The organism is Saccharibacter sp. EH611 (genome assembly GCF_009834765.1).
GTDB lineage: Bacteria > Pseudomonadota > Alphaproteobacteria > Acetobacterales > Acetobacteraceae > Saccharibacter.
Genome location: NZ_WVHP01000002.1, coordinates 1 through 21,028 on the forward strand (window position 1 = coordinate 1; position 21,028 = coordinate 21,028).

18 protein-coding genes and 2 pseudogenes are annotated in these 21,028 nt (G+C 46.9%); 8 read left to right on the top strand and 12 right to left on the bottom strand.

Features of this window, described 5'->3' with window-relative positions; all coding sequences use genetic code 11:
• From GS535_RS01555 to GS535_RS01565, 3 genes are all read left to right on the top strand, one after another.
• The coding region (locus GS535_RS01555; RefSeq protein ID WP_160792392.1) for a hypothetical protein at window positions 1-222 on the top strand (222 nt) is incomplete at its 5' end.
• Window positions 223-582: 360 nt separating this feature from the next.
• Window positions 583-927 carry a helix-turn-helix domain-containing protein gene (locus GS535_RS01560; RefSeq protein WP_160792099.1) on the top strand — a complete coding sequence of 115 codons (345 nt, stop codon included), beginning with the start codon at window positions 583-585 and terminating at the stop codon, window positions 925-927.
• A 71-nt stretch (window positions 928-998) separates the two neighbouring features.
• Window positions 999-1,862 carry a tyrosine-type recombinase/integrase gene (locus tag GS535_RS01565; protein ID WP_160792098.1) on the top strand — a complete coding sequence of 288 codons (864 nt, stop codon included), beginning with the start codon at window positions 999-1,001 and terminating at the stop codon, window positions 1,860-1,862.
• A 390-nt stretch (window positions 1,863-2,252) separates the two neighbouring features.
• On the opposite strand, the pseudogene GS535_RS11260 reads toward GS535_RS01565, so the two are convergent.
• A pseudogene (locus GS535_RS11260) lies at window positions 2,253-2,941 on the bottom strand (IS5 family transposase).
• A gap of 560 nt (window positions 2,942-3,501) precedes the next feature.
• Complete coding sequence (locus GS535_RS01575; protein WP_202401605.1) at window positions 3,502-4,443, bottom strand: LysR family transcriptional regulator; 942 nt, start codon at window positions 4,441-4,443, stop codon at window positions 3,502-3,504.
• A 134-nt stretch (window positions 4,444-4,577) separates the two neighbouring features.
• Here GS535_RS01575 and GS535_RS11090 point away from each other — a divergent pair, with 134 nt between their 5' ends.
• The 4 genes and pseudogenes from GS535_RS11090 (at window position 4,578) to GS535_RS01585 (ending at window position 6,427) form a co-directional block, all read left to right on the top strand.
• Window positions 4,578-4,739, top strand: a complete 162-nt coding sequence (locus GS535_RS11090) for a hypothetical protein (protein ID WP_237442162.1) — start codon at window positions 4,578-4,580, stop codon at window positions 4,737-4,739.
• Window positions 4,740-4,802: 63 nt separating this feature from the next.
• Window positions 4,803-4,916: pseudogene (locus GS535_RS11095) on the top strand (hypothetical protein); the annotation flags it as partial.
• Between the two features lie 163 nt (window positions 4,917-5,079).
• On the top strand, window positions 5,080-5,568 hold the full coding sequence (locus GS535_RS11100; protein WP_237442163.1) for a zinc-binding dehydrogenase: 489 nt from the start codon (window positions 5,080-5,082) through the stop codon (window positions 5,566-5,568).
• A 373-nt stretch (window positions 5,569-5,941) separates the two neighbouring features.
• A complete protein-coding gene (locus GS535_RS01585) occupies window positions 5,942-6,427 on the top strand; it encodes a hypothetical protein (RefSeq protein WP_160792097.1) in 486 nt (161 codons plus the stop codon).
• 88 nt (window positions 6,428-6,515) lie between these two features.
• Here GS535_RS01585 and GS535_RS01590 read toward each other — a convergent pair whose 3' ends face one another.
• The 5 genes from GS535_RS01590 to GS535_RS01610 all read right to left on the bottom strand — a co-directional run bounded on the left by GS535_RS01590 (window position 6,516) and on the right by GS535_RS01610 (window position 13,322).
• On the bottom strand, window positions 6,516-7,664 hold the full coding sequence (locus GS535_RS01590) for an AGE family epimerase/isomerase (RefSeq protein ID WP_160792096.1): 1,149 nt from the start codon (window positions 7,662-7,664) through the stop codon (window positions 6,516-6,518).
• A gap of 52 nt (window positions 7,665-7,716) precedes the next feature.
• Window positions 7,717-9,144: a D-glycero-beta-D-manno-heptose 1-phosphate adenylyltransferase gene (gene rfaE2, locus GS535_RS01595; RefSeq protein ID WP_160792095.1), complete on the bottom strand. Its 1,428-nt coding sequence runs from the start codon at window positions 9,142-9,144 to the stop codon at window positions 7,717-7,719.
• 93 nt (window positions 9,145-9,237) lie between these two features.
• Window positions 9,238-10,533 (bottom strand): bifunctional sulfur transferase/dioxygenase Blh, encoded by a 1,296-nt coding sequence (gene blh / locus GS535_RS01600; protein WP_160792094.1) that lies wholly within the window; start codon window positions 10,531-10,533, stop codon window positions 9,238-9,240.
• Between the two features lie 138 nt (window positions 10,534-10,671).
• Entirely contained in the window at window positions 10,672-11,961 is a 1,290-nt protein-coding gene (locus tag GS535_RS01605; protein ID WP_160792093.1) for an MFS transporter, read from the bottom strand.
• Window positions 11,962-12,230: 269 nt separating this feature from the next.
• Window positions 12,231-13,322, bottom strand: coding sequence for a glycosyltransferase (locus tag GS535_RS01610; RefSeq protein WP_160792092.1), 1,092 nt, complete (start codon window positions 13,320-13,322; stop codon window positions 12,231-12,233).
• 252 nt (window positions 13,323-13,574) lie between these two features.
• On the opposite strand from GS535_RS01610, the gene GS535_RS11105 reads away from it, so the two are divergent.
• Window positions 13,575-13,859 carry a bacterioferritin-associated ferredoxin gene (locus GS535_RS11105; protein ID WP_160792091.1) on the top strand — a complete coding sequence of 95 codons (285 nt, stop codon included), beginning with the start codon at window positions 13,575-13,577 and terminating at the stop codon, window positions 13,857-13,859.
• A 71-nt stretch (window positions 13,860-13,930) separates the two neighbouring features.
• On the opposite strand, the gene bfr is transcribed toward GS535_RS11105, so the two are convergent.
• From bfr to GS535_RS01640, 5 genes are all read right to left on the bottom strand, one after another.
• Entirely contained in the window at window positions 13,931-14,419 is a 489-nt protein-coding gene (gene bfr / locus GS535_RS01620; protein WP_160792090.1) for a bacterioferritin, read from the bottom strand.
• Window positions 14,420-14,758: 339 nt separating this feature from the next.
• On the bottom strand, window positions 14,759-15,325 hold the full coding sequence (locus tag GS535_RS01625) for a cysteine hydrolase family protein (protein ID WP_160792089.1): 567 nt from the start codon (window positions 15,323-15,325) through the stop codon (window positions 14,759-14,761).
• A 128-nt stretch (window positions 15,326-15,453) separates the two neighbouring features.
• Window positions 15,454-16,407, bottom strand: a complete 954-nt coding sequence (locus GS535_RS01630; RefSeq protein WP_160792088.1) for a GlxA family transcriptional regulator — start codon at window positions 16,405-16,407, stop codon at window positions 15,454-15,456.
• Between the two features lie 24 nt (window positions 16,408-16,431).
• Window positions 16,432-17,778: a cytosine permease gene (locus GS535_RS01635; protein WP_160792087.1), complete on the bottom strand. Its 1,347-nt coding sequence runs from the start codon at window positions 17,776-17,778 to the stop codon at window positions 16,432-16,434.
• 97 nt (window positions 17,779-17,875) lie between these two features.
• Complete coding sequence (locus GS535_RS01640) at window positions 17,876-20,323, bottom strand: TonB-dependent siderophore receptor (RefSeq protein ID WP_237442164.1); 2,448 nt, start codon at window positions 20,321-20,323, stop codon at window positions 17,876-17,878.
• Between the last annotated feature and the right edge of the window lie 705 nt (window positions 20,324-21,028).

The window sequence follows — 21,028 nt, forward strand, 5'->3', positions numbered from 1 at the left end:
GTTCAAGCCGAGATAGACGCAGACGACGCCATTAGTCAGGTCGATGATAAATATCTGCTGGAAGAAGTCGTGAGTCGCAAACTCAATCTACCTCCAGCAAAACCATGTGATGTAACGGGCAATGAACTGGTCGCTGATTTGATGCGTGCTTTTGAAACGCAAGACCGAAGCGAGTTTAGTTACTTGCTTGACAAGGTATACAACCTTGCGGAGGGCATGTGATGAATATCTTTCATGCCATACTTCTATCAATGAATATTTATTGCGGAATGGGCCTCTACGTCAGACATCGAGAGCGCCGTTTCCGCCCTAACTGCCCGCGAGGGGGCATCCCAACACTGACAACAATGCTGTTCTGGCCGTGGAAGATCGCGGTCGTGTTCTGGAAGAAATGGAGGCGGGGATGAGAGTAGATATTGATAGCTGTGAGGTAATGGGATGCGATGGGACAAGATATTTCCTAGTGTCTGAGCATTGTTCCTGTCATGTTTGTGCCCCTTGTTCTCATTGCGAAGAGAAACCGTTGATTTGCGATACATGCGGTGCACGCTCTGATGATTTGCAAGAACAGGAGGGCGGAGAATGACAGCGACGCCTGAGCAGCGAGTTGGCGCTGAGGTTATTGCCAATTTTACCGGCATCCCTTCCAGCACGATCATCAAGTTAGCGCAACAAAGACGAATACCCGCAACCAAAATTGGAAGGCGCTGGAGGTTTAGCGTCTCACGTGTGGATCAGTGGATTAAAGAAAGAGAGGAAGCAAATCTGTGTCGGTCACCTCATCAGGAAAGCGTTATAAAAAGCCAGCGAATTGCTTCAAACGCGGTAAAACGTGGTGGGCTGAAATCGTCGTTTCAGGCGTCAGACACAGATGCAGCTTACGCACAGATGATGCGAGGAAAGCAGCGAAGCGGGTTGAACAATTAAAGGAGGAACTAACTCGAAAGGCCTCTGGATTTGAAGGCGAGCAATCATGGAAAGCAGCCGTTGTTCTGTGGATGCAAAAAGGCCTTGATGGCGTTAAGCCTTCTGTCTCAAAACGGTATTTATCAAGCATCCGAAATTTTGATCCGCTGTTTGGAGATTTGCTTTTGGAGAAAATAACGACGAAAGACATCGCCGAGTGGGTGAACTGGCGTAAGGATACAGGGCAGAGGGGAAGAAATAATACAGAAGGAGCTAAGAAAGAAATCTCTAATGCTACGATTAGGAGAGACCTAACAGCACTTTCTCGTCTTATGTCCTTTTGTTGTGCCATTGGATGGAGATGTGACAACCCTGTTCAGTCTTATGATCGGTCTATTGTTAGGGAAAAAAGGGAGCCTAAGCGTCCCCCTACAGAACGCGAGGTTGCACAGGCTATTGCAGAAGCATCTCCCGGTATGGCCGGTATTTTAAGAATACTGTCCCAGACGGGAATGAGAATGGAGGAAGCTGTCACTTTAGAGGCATTTCAAATTGATTATGAAAAACGGCAAATTCTTCTGACACGCACTAAAAGCAACCGCCCTCGTGCATTATCGTGGGAAACATATGGGGGCAATGCAACTGATGCTATTTTAGCTGGCGAAAAGGAAGGGCTTCTATATCGGAGTGGTGATACAGGAGAAGCGTTTGCTAATTTCTCATCAAACCACGGACAACTGATGCGCCGTATGGTAAAGGCCAACCCGGAATATAAGCGCTTTAATGTTCACTCATTGCGGCACGCTTTTGCGATCCGCTGGCTTAAAAATGGTGGTAGTCTTTATGCGTTGTCACGTCATTTAGGACATAGTTCTGTGAAGGTGACGGAACATAGTTATTTGGGCTATTTGACCATCGAAGAACAAGAAAGGGTTCAGCTTCAAAGCGACCTTTAGCTGTGGGGGATTTTGTGGGGAGGGAGACTGTTTTTATGGCAGATATGGGAGTTATTTGATTCTAAAAACGGCAGAATACAGCCAAACAATTTTCATTACTTGTCTGTATTCGGTTTGCTAAACCGTTATACGGGTAACTCCCGTATCGTGGGTTCGAATCCCATCCCCTCCGCCAGCGGGTTCTCTATATTCCCCAGAAAATAGCTGAAAAAAGAATTAATCATTTTCGCGAGGCCCTCATAGAGGCCCTTTTTGGTTGATTCTGTCGTTATCGTATTAGCTGTCGAGGTTTCTTAGAAAAATACCGAATCTCTTACCGTTCATTCTCATTATCCCACATCATAACGGGAAGCTCTCATCATTATGGTAGAGTACATCGTCTGAGCCCTGTTAGGATTTGAGATAATCAACTGAAGCAGCGATGTAGAGCACGGATATGAAAGATGAAGCTGTTTTATCATAGCGTGTTGCCACCGCTATCCATTCCTTGAGACTTACCCAGAGATTTTCCACCACATGTCTGTTTCGGTATGCCCATCGTGGGCAGTGGCAAGGGAATTGCCGGAGGAATGACAGGGATGCACTTATGCTGTTGAAGCATTTAGGCATATCCTCTGTCACAAAATAGATAGGTTGGGAGCTGGGACTATTGATCAAAAAGGTCACGGGCCTGCGGCAGCTCATGAGCCTGGCCAGAGAAAAGGTAAAAGCCAAAGCTTTCCCGTGCTCATCCGACGCTACGCAGACTTTTGATCCCCAAATCACCGCGTGAGCGTCTCAGGCCCTGACACGTTCCTGATCGCCCTCTGTTCCCCCTTTTTGCGGCCCCGGCTGCTTTGTGATGGACACGTATGATAGTGCCATCAAAACACACCATACCCAAGGCGGGATCAGCTTCGCTGAGACGACGAAACAGCTTCTGCTAGCCACCAAGGCCCCAGTTCAGAAGGAATGGCACGCCATTTCGTGCCATTTTGATGACGCCAGAAAATGGCTGAAATAGTTCGTCTCAGATCATGTGGAGCTTCCCTGCTTTTGGGACGATATTCGTCAATCGGAGGAGCAAGACGGAGCCACATCCTGTCAGAAATGACGCTTTCATTATACTTACTCCCTCTAGATGAAGAGGAAAGTTATACTTTAAAGTCTAATGTATCATAATTATTTTATTGATGTATATATGTATATTGTAGATAAATAAAAAGATATACTTTTATTTCATCTTCTACGTCTGCAATAAAGATAACAAAGAAAGAGGACGATGCGGTCTTTTTATATCGGATTACGACAGTTTACCATTCCTTGATCTTTGCCCATAAATTTTCAACTAGATGGTGGTGTCTGTAGGTTTCATCTTGGAGAAGTGATTTCAAGATCATTTTGGCGTGACTGGATGATAGGCCGAGCCCCACGTTTCCAGAGATTTTCACAGAATTTATACGAAGCATAGCTACGGTCACCAATAACCTTAAATGAGGTGTGTGAGGTAGATCAGCACGTAGAGCCTAAGCACATGGCAGTTCGTAACTCCTATCTGGGTGAAAGAAGAAGGGATAGCGCTCTGTCGCGTCCATCAGCAGCGACACAGACCTTAAGTTCAAACCTCCGTGTGGTTACGATAAGAGCGTACTGATCTATATCATTTACTTTTATGACTAAATGTCATTACAGAGAAATCTAGGAAGCTACGTAGTTTAGGCGTTATTTGGCGGTCTGGAGTGTATAGAATATGCAAAGGTGACGCTGGTACATCATATTCACTCAGTAGTTTCACAAGAGTGCCATTGCGCAGTGCATCACCGACCAGTTCGAGTGGCTGTAGAATCACTCCTAGTCCGGCTACGGCTGCTGCAAGTAGCGGATCCCCCTGATTGATCGTCAATCTACTTGTAATCGGCACATCTATTCGGCCTTCGGGGCCTTCAAAATTCCAGTTCGAACGACCATCAGAATAGGCAAAACCTAGGCATTCATGTTGTTGGAGATCCCATGGAGTTTTGATAGGTGGCCTCCGCTCCAGGTAGGACGGAGCGGCACATAAAACTAACCGATAGGGGGCGAGCGGAAGTGCCTTGAGGCCACTGTCTTGCAGCTCACCGATCCGAAATACAGCATCATAGCCGCCATCAACCACGTCAACCAGTTCGTTTGATAGTGTTAGGTCTAGCGACACTTGAGGATACTTGACCATGTACTCAAGAAGACGAGGAGACAATGCATGCATGCCAAAGGTAACTGGAGCGTTTATGCGCAAACGACCGCTAGGTATACCGCGGGCTTCAGCAGCTAAACTTTCTGCCGCTTGTATGTCTGCTAGGATCATTTTAGCGCGCTGATAAAATGTTCGACCGAAGTCGGTGAGACTCTGCCGACGTGTTGTTCGCCTCAGCAGAGAGACCCCAAGATACTGCTCAAGCATTTTTACCTGCTTGCCAACCAGTTGAGGAGACATATTGAGGTCGTCAGCTGTAGCACTAAACGAGCCCAGCTCCACTGCTCTAACGAATGTAGCTATCTGAGATAAACGATCCATTATAAACCTTATGTTTCTAATCTTGAGCCGACATAAGTCTTTATCCATTGGCGAGCAACTTCTAAATGGTTGATTACGCCTTGATGGCAAAACGGATCAACAGCCAAATATGAGAATTATTCTCATTGAGTTATCCCGTATGCCTTCGGTATCTGACCTTAACAACACAAGAGACAAGCACAATGACGCGAATTGTAAGAATCCATGAATACGGTGACGCTAGCGTCCTCAAGCTGGAAGAGTTGGATGTACAAGCCCCCGCAGCAGACGAAGTACAGATCGGTGTTAAAGCTATTGGCCTAAACCGCGCCGAAGTGATGTTTCGTAATCACGCTTATTTGTAGGAGGCTGTTTTCCCAAGCCGCCTTGGTTACGAAGCTGCTGGTCTTGTAACGGCTGTTGGTAGTCAGGTAACAAATATTAAAGTGGGAGATTCTGTCGACTTGATCCCCCCCACTGGATATTGCCTGTTGGGGAACATACGGAGAATTGGCCAATGTGCCAGCCTACCTCGTCGTTAAAAAGCCAGAGAATCTGTCCTTCGAAGAAGCAGCCGCCTCTTGGATGCAATACGTTACAGCATGGGGCGCTCTTATTGAGTAGGCAAACCTTCAGAAAGGCGATTTTGTTTTAGTTACTGCCGCCTCAAGTAGTGTCGGTTTAGCTTCCTTCCAGATAGCTCGTATGGTTGGCGCTACGGCGATAGCAATTACGCGTACCCGTGCAAAGAAACAAGCACTTCTGGATGCTGGAGCCACTCACGTCATCGTTAGCGATGAAGAAGATATCGTCGAGCGCGTCATGACATTAACTAACGGTCAGGGTGCACGCGTCGTATTCGATCCTGTTGGAGGCCCATCTTTTGAGCCTCTCACACAGAGCATGGCCCGAGGCGGCATCCTCTTACTATATGGCGCATTAAGCACAGAGCCAACTCCGTTCCCACTCTTTACTGTTTTAGGAAAGAGCCTGACTCTTAAGGGTTTCCTTTACGCAGAAATTATTTCTGATCTTGAAGCGCTCGAGCGCGCCAAAGCCTTTATTCTAAAGGGATTGGAATCTGGAGAACTTCGACCACTCATAGCAAAAACTTTTTCACTAGATGACATTCAGGAAGCTCATAAGTTTCTGGAAGCTAATCAGCAGATTGGGAAGATAATAGTTACGGTCTGATCAGTAAACAAAGTGAGGCTGGCATCAGCTCTTTGCAAGACTCTCAAACAGGTTGAGTTTTATAGGCCAGGACCGCGTGGCCAGCCTTCCAGACCATGCGCTAAAATAATATCAGCATTATTGCTCTCAAACGCCTCATTTTTGTGAGGTTTTAAGCGGCTAAGCGGGCTTCATAACTGTTTGAGATGAGTATGATGCCGTCATTTTTATCGCCGCTGCAGTAAAGCATATCCAGATCTAACAACGCTTATTTGAACATAATGCTTCTGAAAGGGATTATGGAAAAATGACGTTGTGAAGAGTTGTTTTGTTTCTTAATAATTAAAAAACCATAATTTATAATATATTGCTTTTTTAGAGAGGAAAAACAAAGATGATTTTAGAAAAAGGATACTTAATTATGTCGTTCTCTCGAAATTTTGCTATGTTTTGTGTGGTGGGAAGCGCATTATGTTTATTTCTACCTATGGCTCATGCTGATGATGGCCCTCAAGGGGCATTTAATAGTGGCAGTGTGACCGACGGCAATGGGCACCTAATAGGTAAAATTGATGGATATGGAAATCTGAGCGCTCCAGATGGCTTGACTAAAGGAAGTGTTGATTCTTCAGGTAATATCACGAATGAGGATGATGAGATTGTAGGTAATATTGATAGCTCTGGGAATGTTAAAGACAGCATGGGACATTTTCTAGGGAATGTTGATGTTTTCGGGAATGTAACAGATGAAAATGGCGGTGAAATTGGGAATATTGATGCCGATGGAAATGTGAATAGTAATTATATGGGAGTAGTTTGCCATGTTCCACCTGGCAATAAGGTAGCTGGTTTTATACTCCTTTCTGGTCGTCAGTTTTAATAAAAAACGTCGTAAGGACGATTCTTTCCTTTTATTACCCAATCAAGAGATAAATAATAGAGGGAAGTCTATATAATATATGAAGTAATTATCTTTCAAAAGGATGAAACATTATTTCACGGGCAGCGCTGTAAATATGGTAGAGTGAACTTGCTGGCATAAAATCGGTCGCAGGACTTTCGTTCTCATGAAAGCGGTCGATCCATCCACCTGCTAGTTTTCTGGGGGCGAATTGTCGAAAGAAACGTTCTGACAGGCTATTCAGCAGGGCAAGCCGCTCTGTTTCCGGGGCGTTTGCATGGCGGACGAGAAGGCGCATCAGTTCTGTTTGAGGCCAGATGCGATAGGATAGTTCTGTGAGCGTTCCCGTTTCTGTCATGGCGTCAAGGACAAGCCCCTCTTTTAGGCCGTATTGGCGACCATTTTTGAAAAGAGATGACGCCACGTGATGCGCTGTCTCGTTAAGATGTGTGTGCTGTGGAGAGAGGCGATTAAATTCGCTAAGAAGCCATGACCACTCGAACTGATGACCTGCTTCAACCCGATTTTCCCCTCTTTTATAAGCAGGCTGCCACCCTTCTGTGAAAAACTCGAGAAGCATGGTGGGATCTTTTGAGAGAAAATTTCTGAGACTAAAGTCAATAAGACTTTGGGCTTTGTCATAATAAAATGCGTCACTCGACACCTCAAAGAGGGTGAGAAGCGCTTCTAAAAGGTGCATATGTGGATTTTGGCGCCTTATGGCATCGACAGCAGGAAAACTGTCCAGGAAGCCGCCATTTCCAGTATGGAAGATTTGCTCAACCTCGTGAACCGTTTGCCGAGCCATCTGGAGGTAATGGGGAGTCGGTGTGTGTTTATAAGCCCATGCATAAGCAAAAAGAATAAAGGAATGGCCGTATAAATCACGCGTTGTATTGACGGGGCTCTGGTCAGGGCCGATAGAAAAAACCCAGCCAGCTTGACCATCAGGCTGATAATACAGCTTTTCTACGCGCTCTAAACAATGATGCGCTTGGTCAGCTTGTTGATACAACCCATCGCAGGAAGCTTGACAGAATGTCGCGATCTGGCGTGCTTGCACCATAAGGCGAAGCGCAGGAAGCGTAATCGGTGTATGATCAAAGGCGAGGCGCTCTTGGTATAACTGTCGGGAAGTGTCAAAGCCTGGGCCACTCCAAAGAGGAAATGCTTGGGTGGTTAGCCAGTTCTTCCAAAGAGAATGTACAGTCATCATTATATTTCCTCTACTGGGTAGGCAGGTTAGGCCCTTTGTAAGCCGCTGGCAACTAGGTCATTTTATGGACGATATTCGTCGTTGATTGTCCTTCAACGATATCCATTAAGACAACGCGTCCCCCTTGTTCTTTGACGATATCGCCGCCGATAACCTCTTCTTCACGATAATCTGCCCCTTTTACGAGGATATGTGGTTTGAGAGCTTTAATCAGCTCAAGAGGGGTGTCTTCATCAAACAGGAGAACGAGATCAACATGACGAAGTGCACTGACGACCTTAGCGCGTGATATTTGGTCTTGTAGAGGACGTTGAGGGCCCTTGAGACGCCGCACTGACGCATCGGTATTAAGGGCAACAATGAGTTTATCTCCTTGGCGAGCTGCTCCTTCAATGAGTGAGATATGGCCAGGATGGATGAGGTCAAAACAACCATTGGTGAAGACGATACGGGCTCCGTGTCGTTTCCAGTCGTCCACTGTTTGAAGGGCGGCTTCCAGAGGAACGATAACGTTGGAATCTTCCATCTCTCCTTGCAAAGCACGGCTGAGTTCATCGCGTGAGACTGCCGAGGTGCCTAGTTTGTTCACGGCAAGAGCAGCGGCCGTTGTTGCAATCGTTGTCGCAATATCCAAGCCTTTCCCGGCGGAGAGAACAGCCGCAACAGTTGCAATAACCGTATCCCCAGCGCCTGAGACATCAAAAACTTCTGACTTTCGAGCGGCGGTATGAATGATGCGGCCATCACGACACCAGAGGGACATGCCTTCTTCCGACCGTGTGAGGAGAACATCACCGCCAAATTGTTGACTGGCGATACGGGAAGCCTCTTCAACGTCTCGATCGGTTTTTAGAGGAAGATTGTGTGTTGCGCGAGCCATTTCGGTGCGGTTGGGGGTAAGAAGTGTTGCACCATGATAGACGGTAAAGTCAGGACGCTTAGGATCGACAATAACAGGAATATTGTGAGCGCGAGCGGTGTCAATCACGAAGCGTAGCACATCATCCGACAAAGCCCCCTTAGCATAATCGGAGCAGATAATGACATCAGACGACGTGATGACCTGCTGGGCGGCCATAATAAGCTTTTGAGAAATATCAGAAGGGATCGTTGTATTCTCATTATCAATGCGGACAATTTGTTGACGACCGCTGAGAACGCGTGTCTTTGTAATGGTGGGCCAGCCAGGAAAGCTTACCAAAGAATGTGCATCAATGGTGGGCCAGGCTGCTAAAGCCCGACGGAGAGCTTGTGCAGAAGGGTCATCGCCAACGATCCCTAGAAGCTGCACGCTACAGCCTAGAGAAGCCGCATTGACCGCGACATTAGCAGCCCCCCCTGGGACAAATGTTTGATGAGAGCGTAACAATACAGGAACGGGAGCTTCTGGAGAGACCCTGCTAACTGATCCCGTGATATATTGGTCTAGAATAATATCACCAATGACTGTGACACGGCCAAACTTAAAATTTTCAATCACAGTGCAGGTTCTCCAGCTCAAACAATAGTCGTAAGAAGTATGATGATGGCCAGATCAAAGAGCCGGCATCATCATACGATGTCTAGTGGTAGGTTACCACGCGGCATCATCAATCGCGTTGAGAGGGATCTTCAGATAACGTCGCCCGTTATCTTCAGGCTCTGGAAGTTGCCCGCCACGGATATTAACCTGCAAGGCGGGTAAGAGAAGTTTGGGCATCGGAAGTGTGTGGTCACGCGTTTCACGCAGTGTAATGAAACCCTCTTCTGTCATGTTTTTTAGGTGAGGATTTTCTTCTTTTTGCTCTCTAATGGTGCTCTCCCATTGTGGGTGGCGACCATCAGGCTGATAATCATGTCCGGTGAAAACGCGCGTTTCATCTGGCAGGGAAAGGATACGTTCAAGAGATTGCCATAGCGTATGAGCACTACCACCGGGGAAATCGGTGCGAGCTGTTCCTGAATCTGGCATAAACATCGTGTCATGCACGAAGATTGCATCGTCAATCAGAAAGCTTACAGAAGCGAGAGTATGGCCGGGTGAAGCCCATACGTGACCTGTGCGAGACCCGATAGTGAATGTATCACCATCATTGAAGAGACGATCCCATTGAGAGCCATCTGTGGGTAGAGAAGGGAGGTTATAAAGGTCTTTCCAGAGTTTTTGTACCGCGGTGACTTGGGCACCGATCCCCATTGGAGCCCCTGTTTTACTTCTCAGATAATGAGCCGCTGAAAAGTGATCTGCATGAGGATGGGTGTCAAGGATCCAGTCAATGGTCAGACCATGCTGTTTAACGTAGTGGAGAAGATGGTCTGCACTGCCTGTGCTTGTCGTGCCAGATTTTTCGTCAAAGTCCAAAACAGGGTCAATGATCGCGCAATGTTTGGTCGCTGGGTCTATCACGATATATTGAGCAGTCCACGTGCGTGGTTCAAAAAAACCTTCTACGAGAAGAGGGCGCTGCTGCTCACAGTTAAACCAGGCTTCAGCCTCTCTAAGATCAAATCCCTGACTACGACCGAAGGAAGTGATGTCATCAGCGCGAAGGTGTCCATCAAGAGCCAGGCTGAGGGCGTAAAGGCTCATTACGCGTTTACCAGAAGCACAATGTGCGAAAATTGGCCCTTTATGGTGAGTTAGAACATCCTGGAATGCCCGGATATCTGCACGCTTTATATTCTTTAGTGTAACGGGAATATAATGATAGTTAAGCCCCGCCTCACGAGCGGTATGGGCAGCCGTTTTATGGAGAGGGTATGTTGGCGCCTCATTGTCGGGGCGTAGATTTATTACATCTGTGAAGCCCTCTTTTTTTAATGACGCTAATGTCTCTAGGTTTGGTTGTTCTGAAATTGTGAGCTGGTCATTAATACGGATACATTTCATAGGGAGCCTCTTAATGAAAAGATGAATGTTATTTCTCTATAAAATGAGCGATCTAAGCATTGGAATCAAGAACACCCCTGCAAAGCAGGGGTGTCTGATGGAGCAACTTGCCTGAAAAACGGGAGAAGAAGCTTGTTTTCAAGACTTTTTCGCGTCCATCTCTTCTGTATAGCGACGAGCCTCTGGCGAAATGGTGAGGGACATCGTTAGGAGAGAAGTGAGCAGATAGATCACTGCAAATGCCCAAATGACATAAGCCATACCGGGGCCAAAAAAGGCACTGCAAGCCGCGACTACAGCAGGGCCAACCCATGTTGATGCGCCAGCACCCAAACCAAGAATGGAAAGGGCTGCAGCTTTTTCGCGTGGGCAAATCTGAGGCATCAAGCCGGAAAGAGGCACAAAAGCTGCAACCGAGGCACCGTAGAGAACACCTGCAGCCGCTGCCGCCCAGAAATTTCCAGGGAACCAAAGAGGGATGTAATAGAAAAGAGGAATAGTGACAAAACCGCCAACCCCGCCAAAAACAGCAACAACAAAGCGATAGCCAAGTTTATGAGCCACCATGCCAGAGACCAGGTTCACCAAAATATTGCTCAAGAAAATGAGAGAGAGCAAATTAAGCCACTGACCTTGGGAGAAGTGCAGTGTATTGACAAAAAAGCCCGGCATAATGGCCAAGAAGGCGTACTCTGATGATGTATCAACGGTTCGGACGATCCCTGCAATAAGGGTTTTAGGTTCACGCCAGGTAATGCTCAGTGAATCTGAGAATGCTTGAGCTACTGACACATTTTCGGGAAGGAGACGTTTTTTCCCAGTAGGCTCATGGGTAAAGAGCAGCGCAATAAGGCCACCAATAATCACGAGCACAAGAGAGCACCAAAACGTATTAATCTCGCCAATCTGGGGGATAGCATAGCGTGCAAATTGAGACCCTAATGTCGGGAGACCTGCGGAGAAGGAAAACCAGAACCACCCCGCTGCAGAACCAAGCATCTTTGTTGGAGCTGCTGCTGAAATCCATACGAGGAAGCCATAGGCAAACAGAGGATAAGCAAAGCCGCGCAGGGTATAGAAGAGAGTCGTCATGAACCCATTATTGGGAGTGAGGCCCAATACGAGGAAACCAACTTCTAAAACAGCCCATAAAATAAGCCCCCACCACATGACGCGTTTAGGGCCGAACAGATCGGAAAGGGGGCCAGCAAGCCATGCGGAGATCATGACGGTGATCCCATAATACATGAAAAGCTGATTAACGAAGTCTTGCGTATGCCCGTTATGTAGTTCAAACGTGTCGAGATATCCGGCTTCGACACCATCTCCGACCATGAAGAGAAGTTGCCCGACAAAAGCCCAGAATAAGGGCTTAGGGATGCCTATTTTCTCAACAAAACTGCGTTTTTCAGTTGTCGCTTCAGACATGAATAAAGTCTCTCCACCAATTGGGGCACGCCACGAACCTAATATCAGCCTCATTGCTAAAACTAGATATGGGGCGCGTCGTTATGAAAGGCCCTACGAGAGTGCTCGGGCCAGTGTTCATGTTTTGATACCAAACCTGCACGGGAGAAAGACATAGTTCCCATGAAGATAGGTATATGGAAGATGAAATTATTCTTCGTTCATATACTAATATATAATGGCACAGAGAAGCAAGGAAATATGCAAGAAAGGAAATAACTCCTCAAAATTTATCGTTTATGTGTCAGTGTAAGGATTTTCTGTAATATCTTATGGCATCTTTTGCTATATTGATCTTGACCGTAATGATCATAGACATAGGATTGAGCATTATTACCTAATTTTTTTAAGCAATTAGGGTTTTGAAAAATTTCTTCTAGTTTAGTGCAGAATGTTTCTACAATTTTTTCGTCACGGCCGAGGAGAAAACCGGTTTTCCCTTCTTTGACACTGCGCACCATTTCTCCAACGGGTGTAGCAATAATTGGAAGTCCCATTGCCATAGCTTCATGGACAGCTAGGCACATCCCTTCATAATGAGAGGGTTGCGTATAAACATGGAGGTTGCGTAAAAATCCCTCCACGTCGTTGGTAAAACCAAGAAGGGACACGTGGTTTTGTAACCCATGATCTTGAATGATGTGCTCAAGTTCAGAGCGTTGCGGGCCATCTCCCGCAATGGAAAGGTGGACATGTTGTGCCCATTGTGGGTGTCGGGAGCAAAAAAGAGCGAGCCCTTTCAAAAGGTAAGGGTAGTTCTTAACGGCGTGTAAGCGACCTGTACTGCCTATTTGTAGGATTGTTTTGCCATTCCACGCTGTGATGCTCTTATGATTGGGGGAGCACACATAAAGAGGCCATGTCTCAATCCTATTCTTAGGAATATTCATCTTGTCCGATAAAAATTGAGCAACAAACGAGGAATCTGCGATCCAAAAAGAGGTAAGTTTCTTTCCCAATCGCATGGAGAGCCGTGCACTTGCGCTATGCTTCCAGCTAACAACGGGAATCCCCATGAGCGCTCCGGCTATTTGTCCGACTGTCGTGCCTCTCCCTAAAGAAGTCCAAATAATATCAGGTTTGTTTTTCCTCAAAATTTGTATGAAATTAAATATCGTTTTGAAAATACTGGGTCTTTTTTGAAATAAAACACGATACGGCAGGCCTGCTTTTTCTAGAAGTGAAGCCGCCCCCATATCTCGGGGTTCGCAGGCTGTAATGTCAACGCTATGGCCTTCTTTCTTTATGGCGTTAACAATTGTTGGAATCGCGAATTCGGCTCCGCCTGTTTCTAAGCTCGTGACAATATAGTGAATTTTCATTGGAAACCCTGCGATTATTTTTGAATGAATACCTGCATAGCGGATAATCGAAATTGGACGCAACGCTGAATGCAAGGTGGGTACGTTGTATGAGAGTAGACAAAGCAAAGTTCATAACTGTTATATAATCTATTGATAATAAATGATTTTTAATAAATTCAACATGAAAGATAAAATTTTGTTTGCGAACGACTATCACTTTCACTATCGTCAAGAAAGAAGATCGCCTTAGAGGAGCCGGGGGCCTCAAATATGATCATTTGTTCGTGTAATTCGTTGTCTGATAAAGACGTCGTGAGTGCCGTCCAAGGGGGGGTGTGCCGCGTCTCACAAGTGTACGCATCAAGGCAATGTCGGGTTCAATGCGGGCAATGTGTGCGTAATATGGCATGCCGCCTGAAAGAAGCCCTAGAAGTGCGTGGAAAAACATGTGCGGAGGATATTGTAGCCATTACAGACCTTCCCTCCAGGGCCAATGCGAAGCCTATGCTTATTGATATGGAAAAAGATGGGGCAGGCGCTACTGTCGGAGTATAGAAACGACAACACCCGGCATAGGAGCCGGGTGTTACGAGAGCGCTTACATTGTAAGAAGCGTCTAGGGGCTATTACTCTTTCACGTCAGCTGACGTTGAGTTCAGCTGGATGTAGCGTTCAATGCCCATCTGCTTGATCAGATCAAGCTGACGGTCAATAAAGTCTTCATGCTCTTCTTCATCTGCCAGAATGCGGAAAAGAAGGTCGCGGGTTACAAAGTCATGGACGCTTTCGCAATAGGCAATGCCTTCACGAAGATGGGTCAAAGCAAGTTCTTCGGCTTTAAGGTCACACTCAAGGATTTCTTTAACATCCTGACCTATCTGAAGTGGATTGAGCTTCTGCAGGTTAGGCAGACCGCCTAGGAAGAGAATACGCTCAATGAGCCAATCAGCATGGCGCATTTCCTCGATGGATTCATCATATTCTTTTTTTGCCAGCTTTGTAACACCCCAGTGATTAAGAGTACGAGAGTGCAGAAAGTACTGGTTAATGGCGGTCAGTTCATTCGCAAGCTGGACGTTGAGAATCTCAACGACTTTAGGATCTTTAGCTGCCATAGTACGTTCTTTCGACATGGTTCATGTTCTGCAAGGCAAAGCGACATCGCTTTCTTGCACTCTTATAAGCCTCTAAGAGGGTAGGATCAAATATTTTTTTAAGTAAAAGGATATTTTAACTTTAATTGCGACTGATTATCATAAGTATTGTCATGTATTTTCCATGGTTAGACAATTTGGTGTAGGTATTATAGAAATTTCTTGTCTATATTATTGGTTTCCTTGGACACTCTCATAAAAGCTGCTTTAGAGAGCGCCTGACAATCACAAACACTATAAAGCTGTGTTTTTATAGGAAGCGTTAGGTATGCCTTGCAGAAGGTAGAGGCGAGTGAGACCCTACGAAGGGGCGTTTGATAAGCTTTCCTTATGCAAGAGCTGAGTAGAAGGTAAGACGCGAGCTTGGGCCATAGAGAGCGCCGAAAGAAAGGCTGCGTTGACTTGGGTTGTATCAAGACTGATACCTTGCTGGTTGACACGTTGAGCAGCGATCGCATCGTCGCAAATCGTCACCTGGTAGCCTAGATCCAAGGCAGCGCGGGCTGTAGCGTCGATACACATTTGCGTCATCGCGCCAATAAGAATGACGTGTTTGCACCCCAATTTAAGAAGATGTTTGTTTAGGCTAGTTTTATGGAAAGAGTTGGGAAATTCTTTGGTAATAATTGTCTCATGAGACAAGGGTTTGACACACTCGTGAATGAGAGCACCTTGAGTGCCAGCACATAAAAACTTCCCCATTCCTTTGGGGAAAATATGTTGAATATGAACAACAGAAAGATCATTTTTACGTGCAGCGTTGAGGATGTTTTGACAACGCAATCCAACCTCTACCATCTCAGGAAGTGGGAACTTTCCGTTTGGGAAGTAATCATTCTGGATATCGATAAGAAGAAGAGCAGTCATTAAGAGAATCCTTGCAAGATGAGAAATGTAGGTAATTTAAGCATCTGTTGATGACTGTAGAGTAAAGAGAATTATGAGGGAGTTAAATGATCGAAAAAGACAAAAATGAGTCCAAAAATGACATTGATTTAGGAAAGTTTTGAACGATGCCGATAAACAGCGGGAGAGAAGCCGGTTGCACGTTTAAAAGCGCGTCGAAAAGCTCCGAGTTCGCTATATCCTGCGTCCCATGCGATTTGAGTGATGGACTTACAGGTGGTGGCAATATCATGTTTTGATTTGTTCATTATATAATGGAGGAGATAATCTTTTGGGGTCATCCCTGTTGCCCTTTTAAAGCGGCGTAGAAATGTGCGCTGTGTGAGGCCACTTGCATCAGCAAAACTGGAGACTGTTACGGAGGTTCCATCTGCTTTTTCCAGCCATTCTTGTGCTTTAAGAATGAATTTGTCTGAATGATTGATAGAAGGATATTCGGCGATAGAAGGGCGATACTGTTCATGCGTTGGCGTAACGAACATGAAATGAGCCGTTCTTTCTCTTGCTTCCTCTCCGAAGATACGACCAATAAGATGCAGCCCCAGTTCAACCCACGCCATGAGTCCGCTAGCCGTTATGATACGGCCATTATCAATGAGAACCTGCTGGACATCAGCAGTAACGGCTGGAAATTGTTGTGTAAGCTTCTCTTTATACGACCAATGCGTGGTAGCTTTTTGTCCATCAAGAAGCTTAGTTGCAGCAACTAAGAACGTGCCTGCGCAAGCCGCTGTTATGAAGGCTCCTTGTTGGTACCAAGAGGTCAGCTTTTGGAGGAGAGCACTGTGGCGTTTGGGATCAGGAATGCCTTCAAGGCTTGGAGGGATAATGATGATATGACGTAGATGAGGTTCAAGAGTGGGAAGGCTATCCTCGTAGCAAATTTGACTCAAAAGGTTAGGCCGTCTGGAGCTATGTTTATGTGCTATCAACGCGACGGAGAAAAGATCTTGCAAGCCATATATAGCGGCGGATTGTGCCGTTTCATAATGAATGATGGTAATTTTTGTCGCGATAGATGCCATTTTAAGATGTGAGGTCATAGGAAAGGGCTCGTCAGGGAGGGGCTAAGGTTCTTTTTTCCAATGCAGCGCTAGGTAAGAACTGGTTGCACTCCCAAGAGAGATCAGCCAGGAGACGTCAATCCCATGGAGGGAAGCGAGTAGGGGGCCATGATAAAATTTTAGGTTGAGAAAGGGGATGCCTGCAACAATTCCAATGAGATAGCTGAGGATCGCAGGTTTATTAACACGACCATATTGGCCACCGTTTTTTTGAAAAAAAGAAGGTACGTCATAGTGACCTTTTTGGATGATATAAAAATCAACAAGATTGATGGCTGTCCAAGGAATCATAACGATCATGAGAATATCTAAAATAGCCGTATAAGTTGCATTAAAAGCGTCTGACATGAAAAGTGCAATGCAGATTGCAAGGATAACAGTAAGTGTACTGATGGTGAGGCGCGTTAGCCCGCGCGGGTGCCAGTGTGGTTTGAATGTGTGCCAAAATGTGATGGTGGCTAACGTACTGCAATAGAGATCCATTGCGTTAGCAAAGGCGATAGAAAGCCCGAGAATAAGGACAATAAGAACCCCCCATCCTCCGGTGATATGACCAATAGCGGCAATTGTCGAAAGAGGAGATTGCGCGGCCAGAAAAGCTCCTGTGGCCATTGCTAGAAATGATCCGCCTACAGTTCCACTATAGCAAGCGAGGAAGACGCGTGGATAGGTTTTAGGGTTGGCAGGAAGATAGCGTGAGGAGTCAGAGACGTAAGGAGCAGTCGCAATTTGCCATAAAACAGCGATAGAAAAACTTTGTAAAAATCCGGGAATAGAGCCATGCCAGTCGGTCAAAATCTGTTGCGTATGCCCTGAAAGCCCGAGGACAAAGCATAGAATAACGACGAGTGTTGTGAGGATAGAGAGCGGTGATGCACAGGCTTGGATGGTGCGATAGCCGATAATACAGGGGATAAAGCTGAGCAACGCCATGACAAGAATAGCCGTATGGCGGTGGAGCGTGGGCTGAACAAATTGCAGCGTTTCTCCCCCGACAACGCAGTTTGACGCAACAAAACTGATATACATAACGATGACCATCATAATGATAGGCACCGCGCCCCAGCTGCCGAATTGCCCACGACTTTGGATCATTTGAGGCACGCCCAAGATAGGGCCTTGCACGGCATGAAGCGCCATAAAAAACCCACCGATAAGGTTTCCCAATAACAATGCTATGGCCGACCAAAGGAAGGAAAGATGGTATTCTGCAGGCCCCATTGCTCCTGTAACAACGGTGAGGAGGGTCATGTTGCTGCTGAACCAAATCGTAAATTGGCTGTACGGACGGCCATACCGTCCCTGTTCAGGGATGGGGTAGATTGTATGTTGTTCGATCGGCGACGTCATAAAGGGGACTTCCTCCTCAGGGGGCGCATCATGCCGCGTTTCTTAAAAAGACGGTAGCCCCTTTACGAAGAGAGATACTCACGAGAGAATTCTGCCCTTAAAGGCTGACATTGATGCGGCCATAATAATACCCTCCCGTCATTGGAATACCCGCCGAGTTGTTGTCGTAAAAAAGTGTGCCTAAATAAGAGTTTTCTAAGGGCATCCGGCGTGGACGTACGTTGAAGAGGTTATTCCCGCCAACAGCGAGGTGAATCCGTTTAGTGGCTTGGAAACCCACTTCAAGATCCGTTAGCCACGCAGGAGTATTCACAAAACGATGAAATTGGCTTTGTGAATATTGGAGTGCTGCAGGCGCTTGGTCTTGATACGTAACGTTATTAACGGTTTCACCATAGCGCGTCTGACGTACATTGACGCTCCATTTTCCAATCGTCCAATAGGCGTTCAAGATGATTTTACTGCGTGGTGATGCCGTTGTGAGATACCCAATCTGCTGTGCGTTCAGGAAAGGTGACCCAGTACCGTCCGTTGCAAGATGACTGATACGGGTGCGGTTCAAGTTCAGAGCCATGCTGAGGTTAAGGTGTCCGTAGCGGCGAAGGCTGAGGGCGTAATCCGCCATGATATCAAGCCCCTGCGTGCGGGTGCTTGCCCCATTGGCAAAGTAGGTCGCTGTGACATTATCAGATGCGAGGCCGCCAGGAAGCGTCGCACCTGTCAGACCGATAGCATTTTCAGCAGCCCCGCCTTGGAAGCTGCCACCAGGGGCGATGCGATTACGGATATTGATCTGGTAAGCATCAACGGACACGTGGAAATTATCAACGGGCTCCATCACAAAACCGCCACTCAAGGATGTTGAGCGCTCAGCTTTAAGGCGTTGGGCGCCCAATGAGCTTGCTGCGGGAGAGTTCACCGGGAGGCTGGCAGAAGCGCCAAAAGGTGTGACGTTGAGGGCGCTATAATGTTCTTCCAGAAGCGTTGGGGCACGGTACCCGTTACTAATGGTTGCACGTACGGCAAAACGCTTCGTGAAATCATACCGAGCGGCTACCTTCCCTGTCTCTGCGTTGCCTGTATCGGTGTAATGCTCAAAGCGGCCACCAACATCAATGTCCAGCTTACGTGTTGGGTGAAAATCAGTGTCGATATATCCCGCCCAGACATCGCGGTTCCATCGTCCTGCATTTTCAGGCATGAGGCCTGCAAAGCCTTGTGTTCCGCCTTTATAGTAGGAAACAGGATCCCCCGCACCGATATGGTAAATCTCCAGCCGATGCTGCCCACCAAAGGAGAGGTTGATAAAACGACCGGAACCCAAAGAGAATTTACGGCTAATATTGAGGTCATTCGTCCATTGCATATGGTTGAATGTTTCTGTGCGGGCTTTGGTTGGGCTAGATCCATAGTCAGCGTAGTAGGCGGGGTTAGCCGTGTTCTTGAGGGACATATGGTCGTCATCAAAACCATAGGTTGTGTTTAAGTCCCACTTAAACCCAGCGGGGAGGCGACCTTTAAGCCCAAGCGTAATGGCAAAGTCCTGCTCCTCAAGCGCTTCGATGGGCACAAAACCCTGCGGGTACATCTGCGGTAAAATATCAGGCGTTCGGTAATCTTGATATGATTCTCCATGCCGGTGGGCATAGGTCGCAAAACCGTAGAGCTCCAGAGAGCGTGTCAGATGTTTTCCGGCATTCAGACTGAGGGTTTGGCGTGTTTCTTCTGAGAGGCTAAGAGCAGGGTCATCCGAAACGCCAGTGCGGGAATCAATCCCTTTCTGCACGAAATGATCCGTATGGTACATTTGCCCGCTGAGATTGGCATAGCCGTCATCGCCAAGCGGGAGGCCGCCATCAAAGCCAAACTGATACTGCCACCCATCGCCATTATAAGCGTTGGCGCCGGTTTGGGCATCCATATCAAGGTGAGAGACAGTTTTTTTGAGGATGATGTTAACAACGCCAGCAATCCCATCCGCGCCATATTGAGAAGCAGCTCCGTCTCTTAAGACTTCAATATGGTCAATCGCCTCTGCTGGGATCATGTTGAGATCCACAGGGCTGGAGCCTTCCTGCGGCCCAGAATCTGCGTAAATATTAGCCGTTGTATGGCGGCGCTTTCCATTAATCAGAACAAGCGTATGGTTAGGGTTAAGCCCTCTGAGACGGATTGATGAGGTAAAAGCGCCAGCATCATAACCTGCCGTCCCAATTGTGACAGACGGATTTACGCGCGCTAGAGCATCCGCCAGATTGATAGCGCCGGTGCGATGAAGCTGTTGAGCTGAGATAATATCGACAGGTGTTGTGCTCGCCCGTGCGCGGCGAAGGGGGGTGTTGTGTGCCGTGACGCTAAGGGTCTCAGGAGAATGTGCGGTGAGAAACCTTTTCTTCTTATGGTGCTGTAGTGCCGATGAATGTTTATGGGATGTCGCAATGGGATGATGGGAAGAGCGTTTCCCGTCAGACAGTTGGTCTGCGTAAGCGGAGGAAGCGAACAGAAGGGTAACGGGGAGAACCAAAATTCTGTTCTGACAACGCATGTGAGAGAGCTCCGGCTGAAGAGGGATGAGTGAGGAGCTACACGGTTAGTGAAAGAGCATTAAATATCAACGATTTTATCACGTGTTTAAGGATATAATAGAAAAATATATGTGTATTGTGTCGTCGATGACACATAATAGCCACAATAAATGGAAGATATTTGGCTATCGTTATGTCTTTTTAGCGAAAAGAGCCGGTTCTCGCCTCTGTTAATTCTTGAGATAATCTGCTGTAGCAGCGGTGAGGATCATGGAGAGAAAGGAGAAGGCGGTCTTTTCATATCGGGTTGTGACAGCCCGTCATTTCTTGAGCCTTGCCCACAGGTTTTCAATCAGATGGCGATGCCTGTAAGGCCATTTTGGACAACTGACGTCAGACTCGTCTCGTCATGTTGGAATAACAGGATGCGCTCCATGGTCTCTCTGGCTTCTTGTGTATCCCCTTTTTTAGTCGTCCCGACTGCTTTGTGATGAGCGCGAGTCATCTGACCATCAAGGGAAACCACGCCCAAGGCTGAATCTTTGCGACTGACCTTGTCAAAAAGACGTTTTCAAATACCAAGTTTTGACTACCAAATAAACAATTGAGCAGCAATCCACCAAGAGTCAAATCTAGAGGGTAAGGTACGCCATTTTGCACCGTTCTGATGCTGCCAGAAAATCGTTCGACGAAGGTTCTTGCGCGGCGTCTTTCCTTTTGGACGG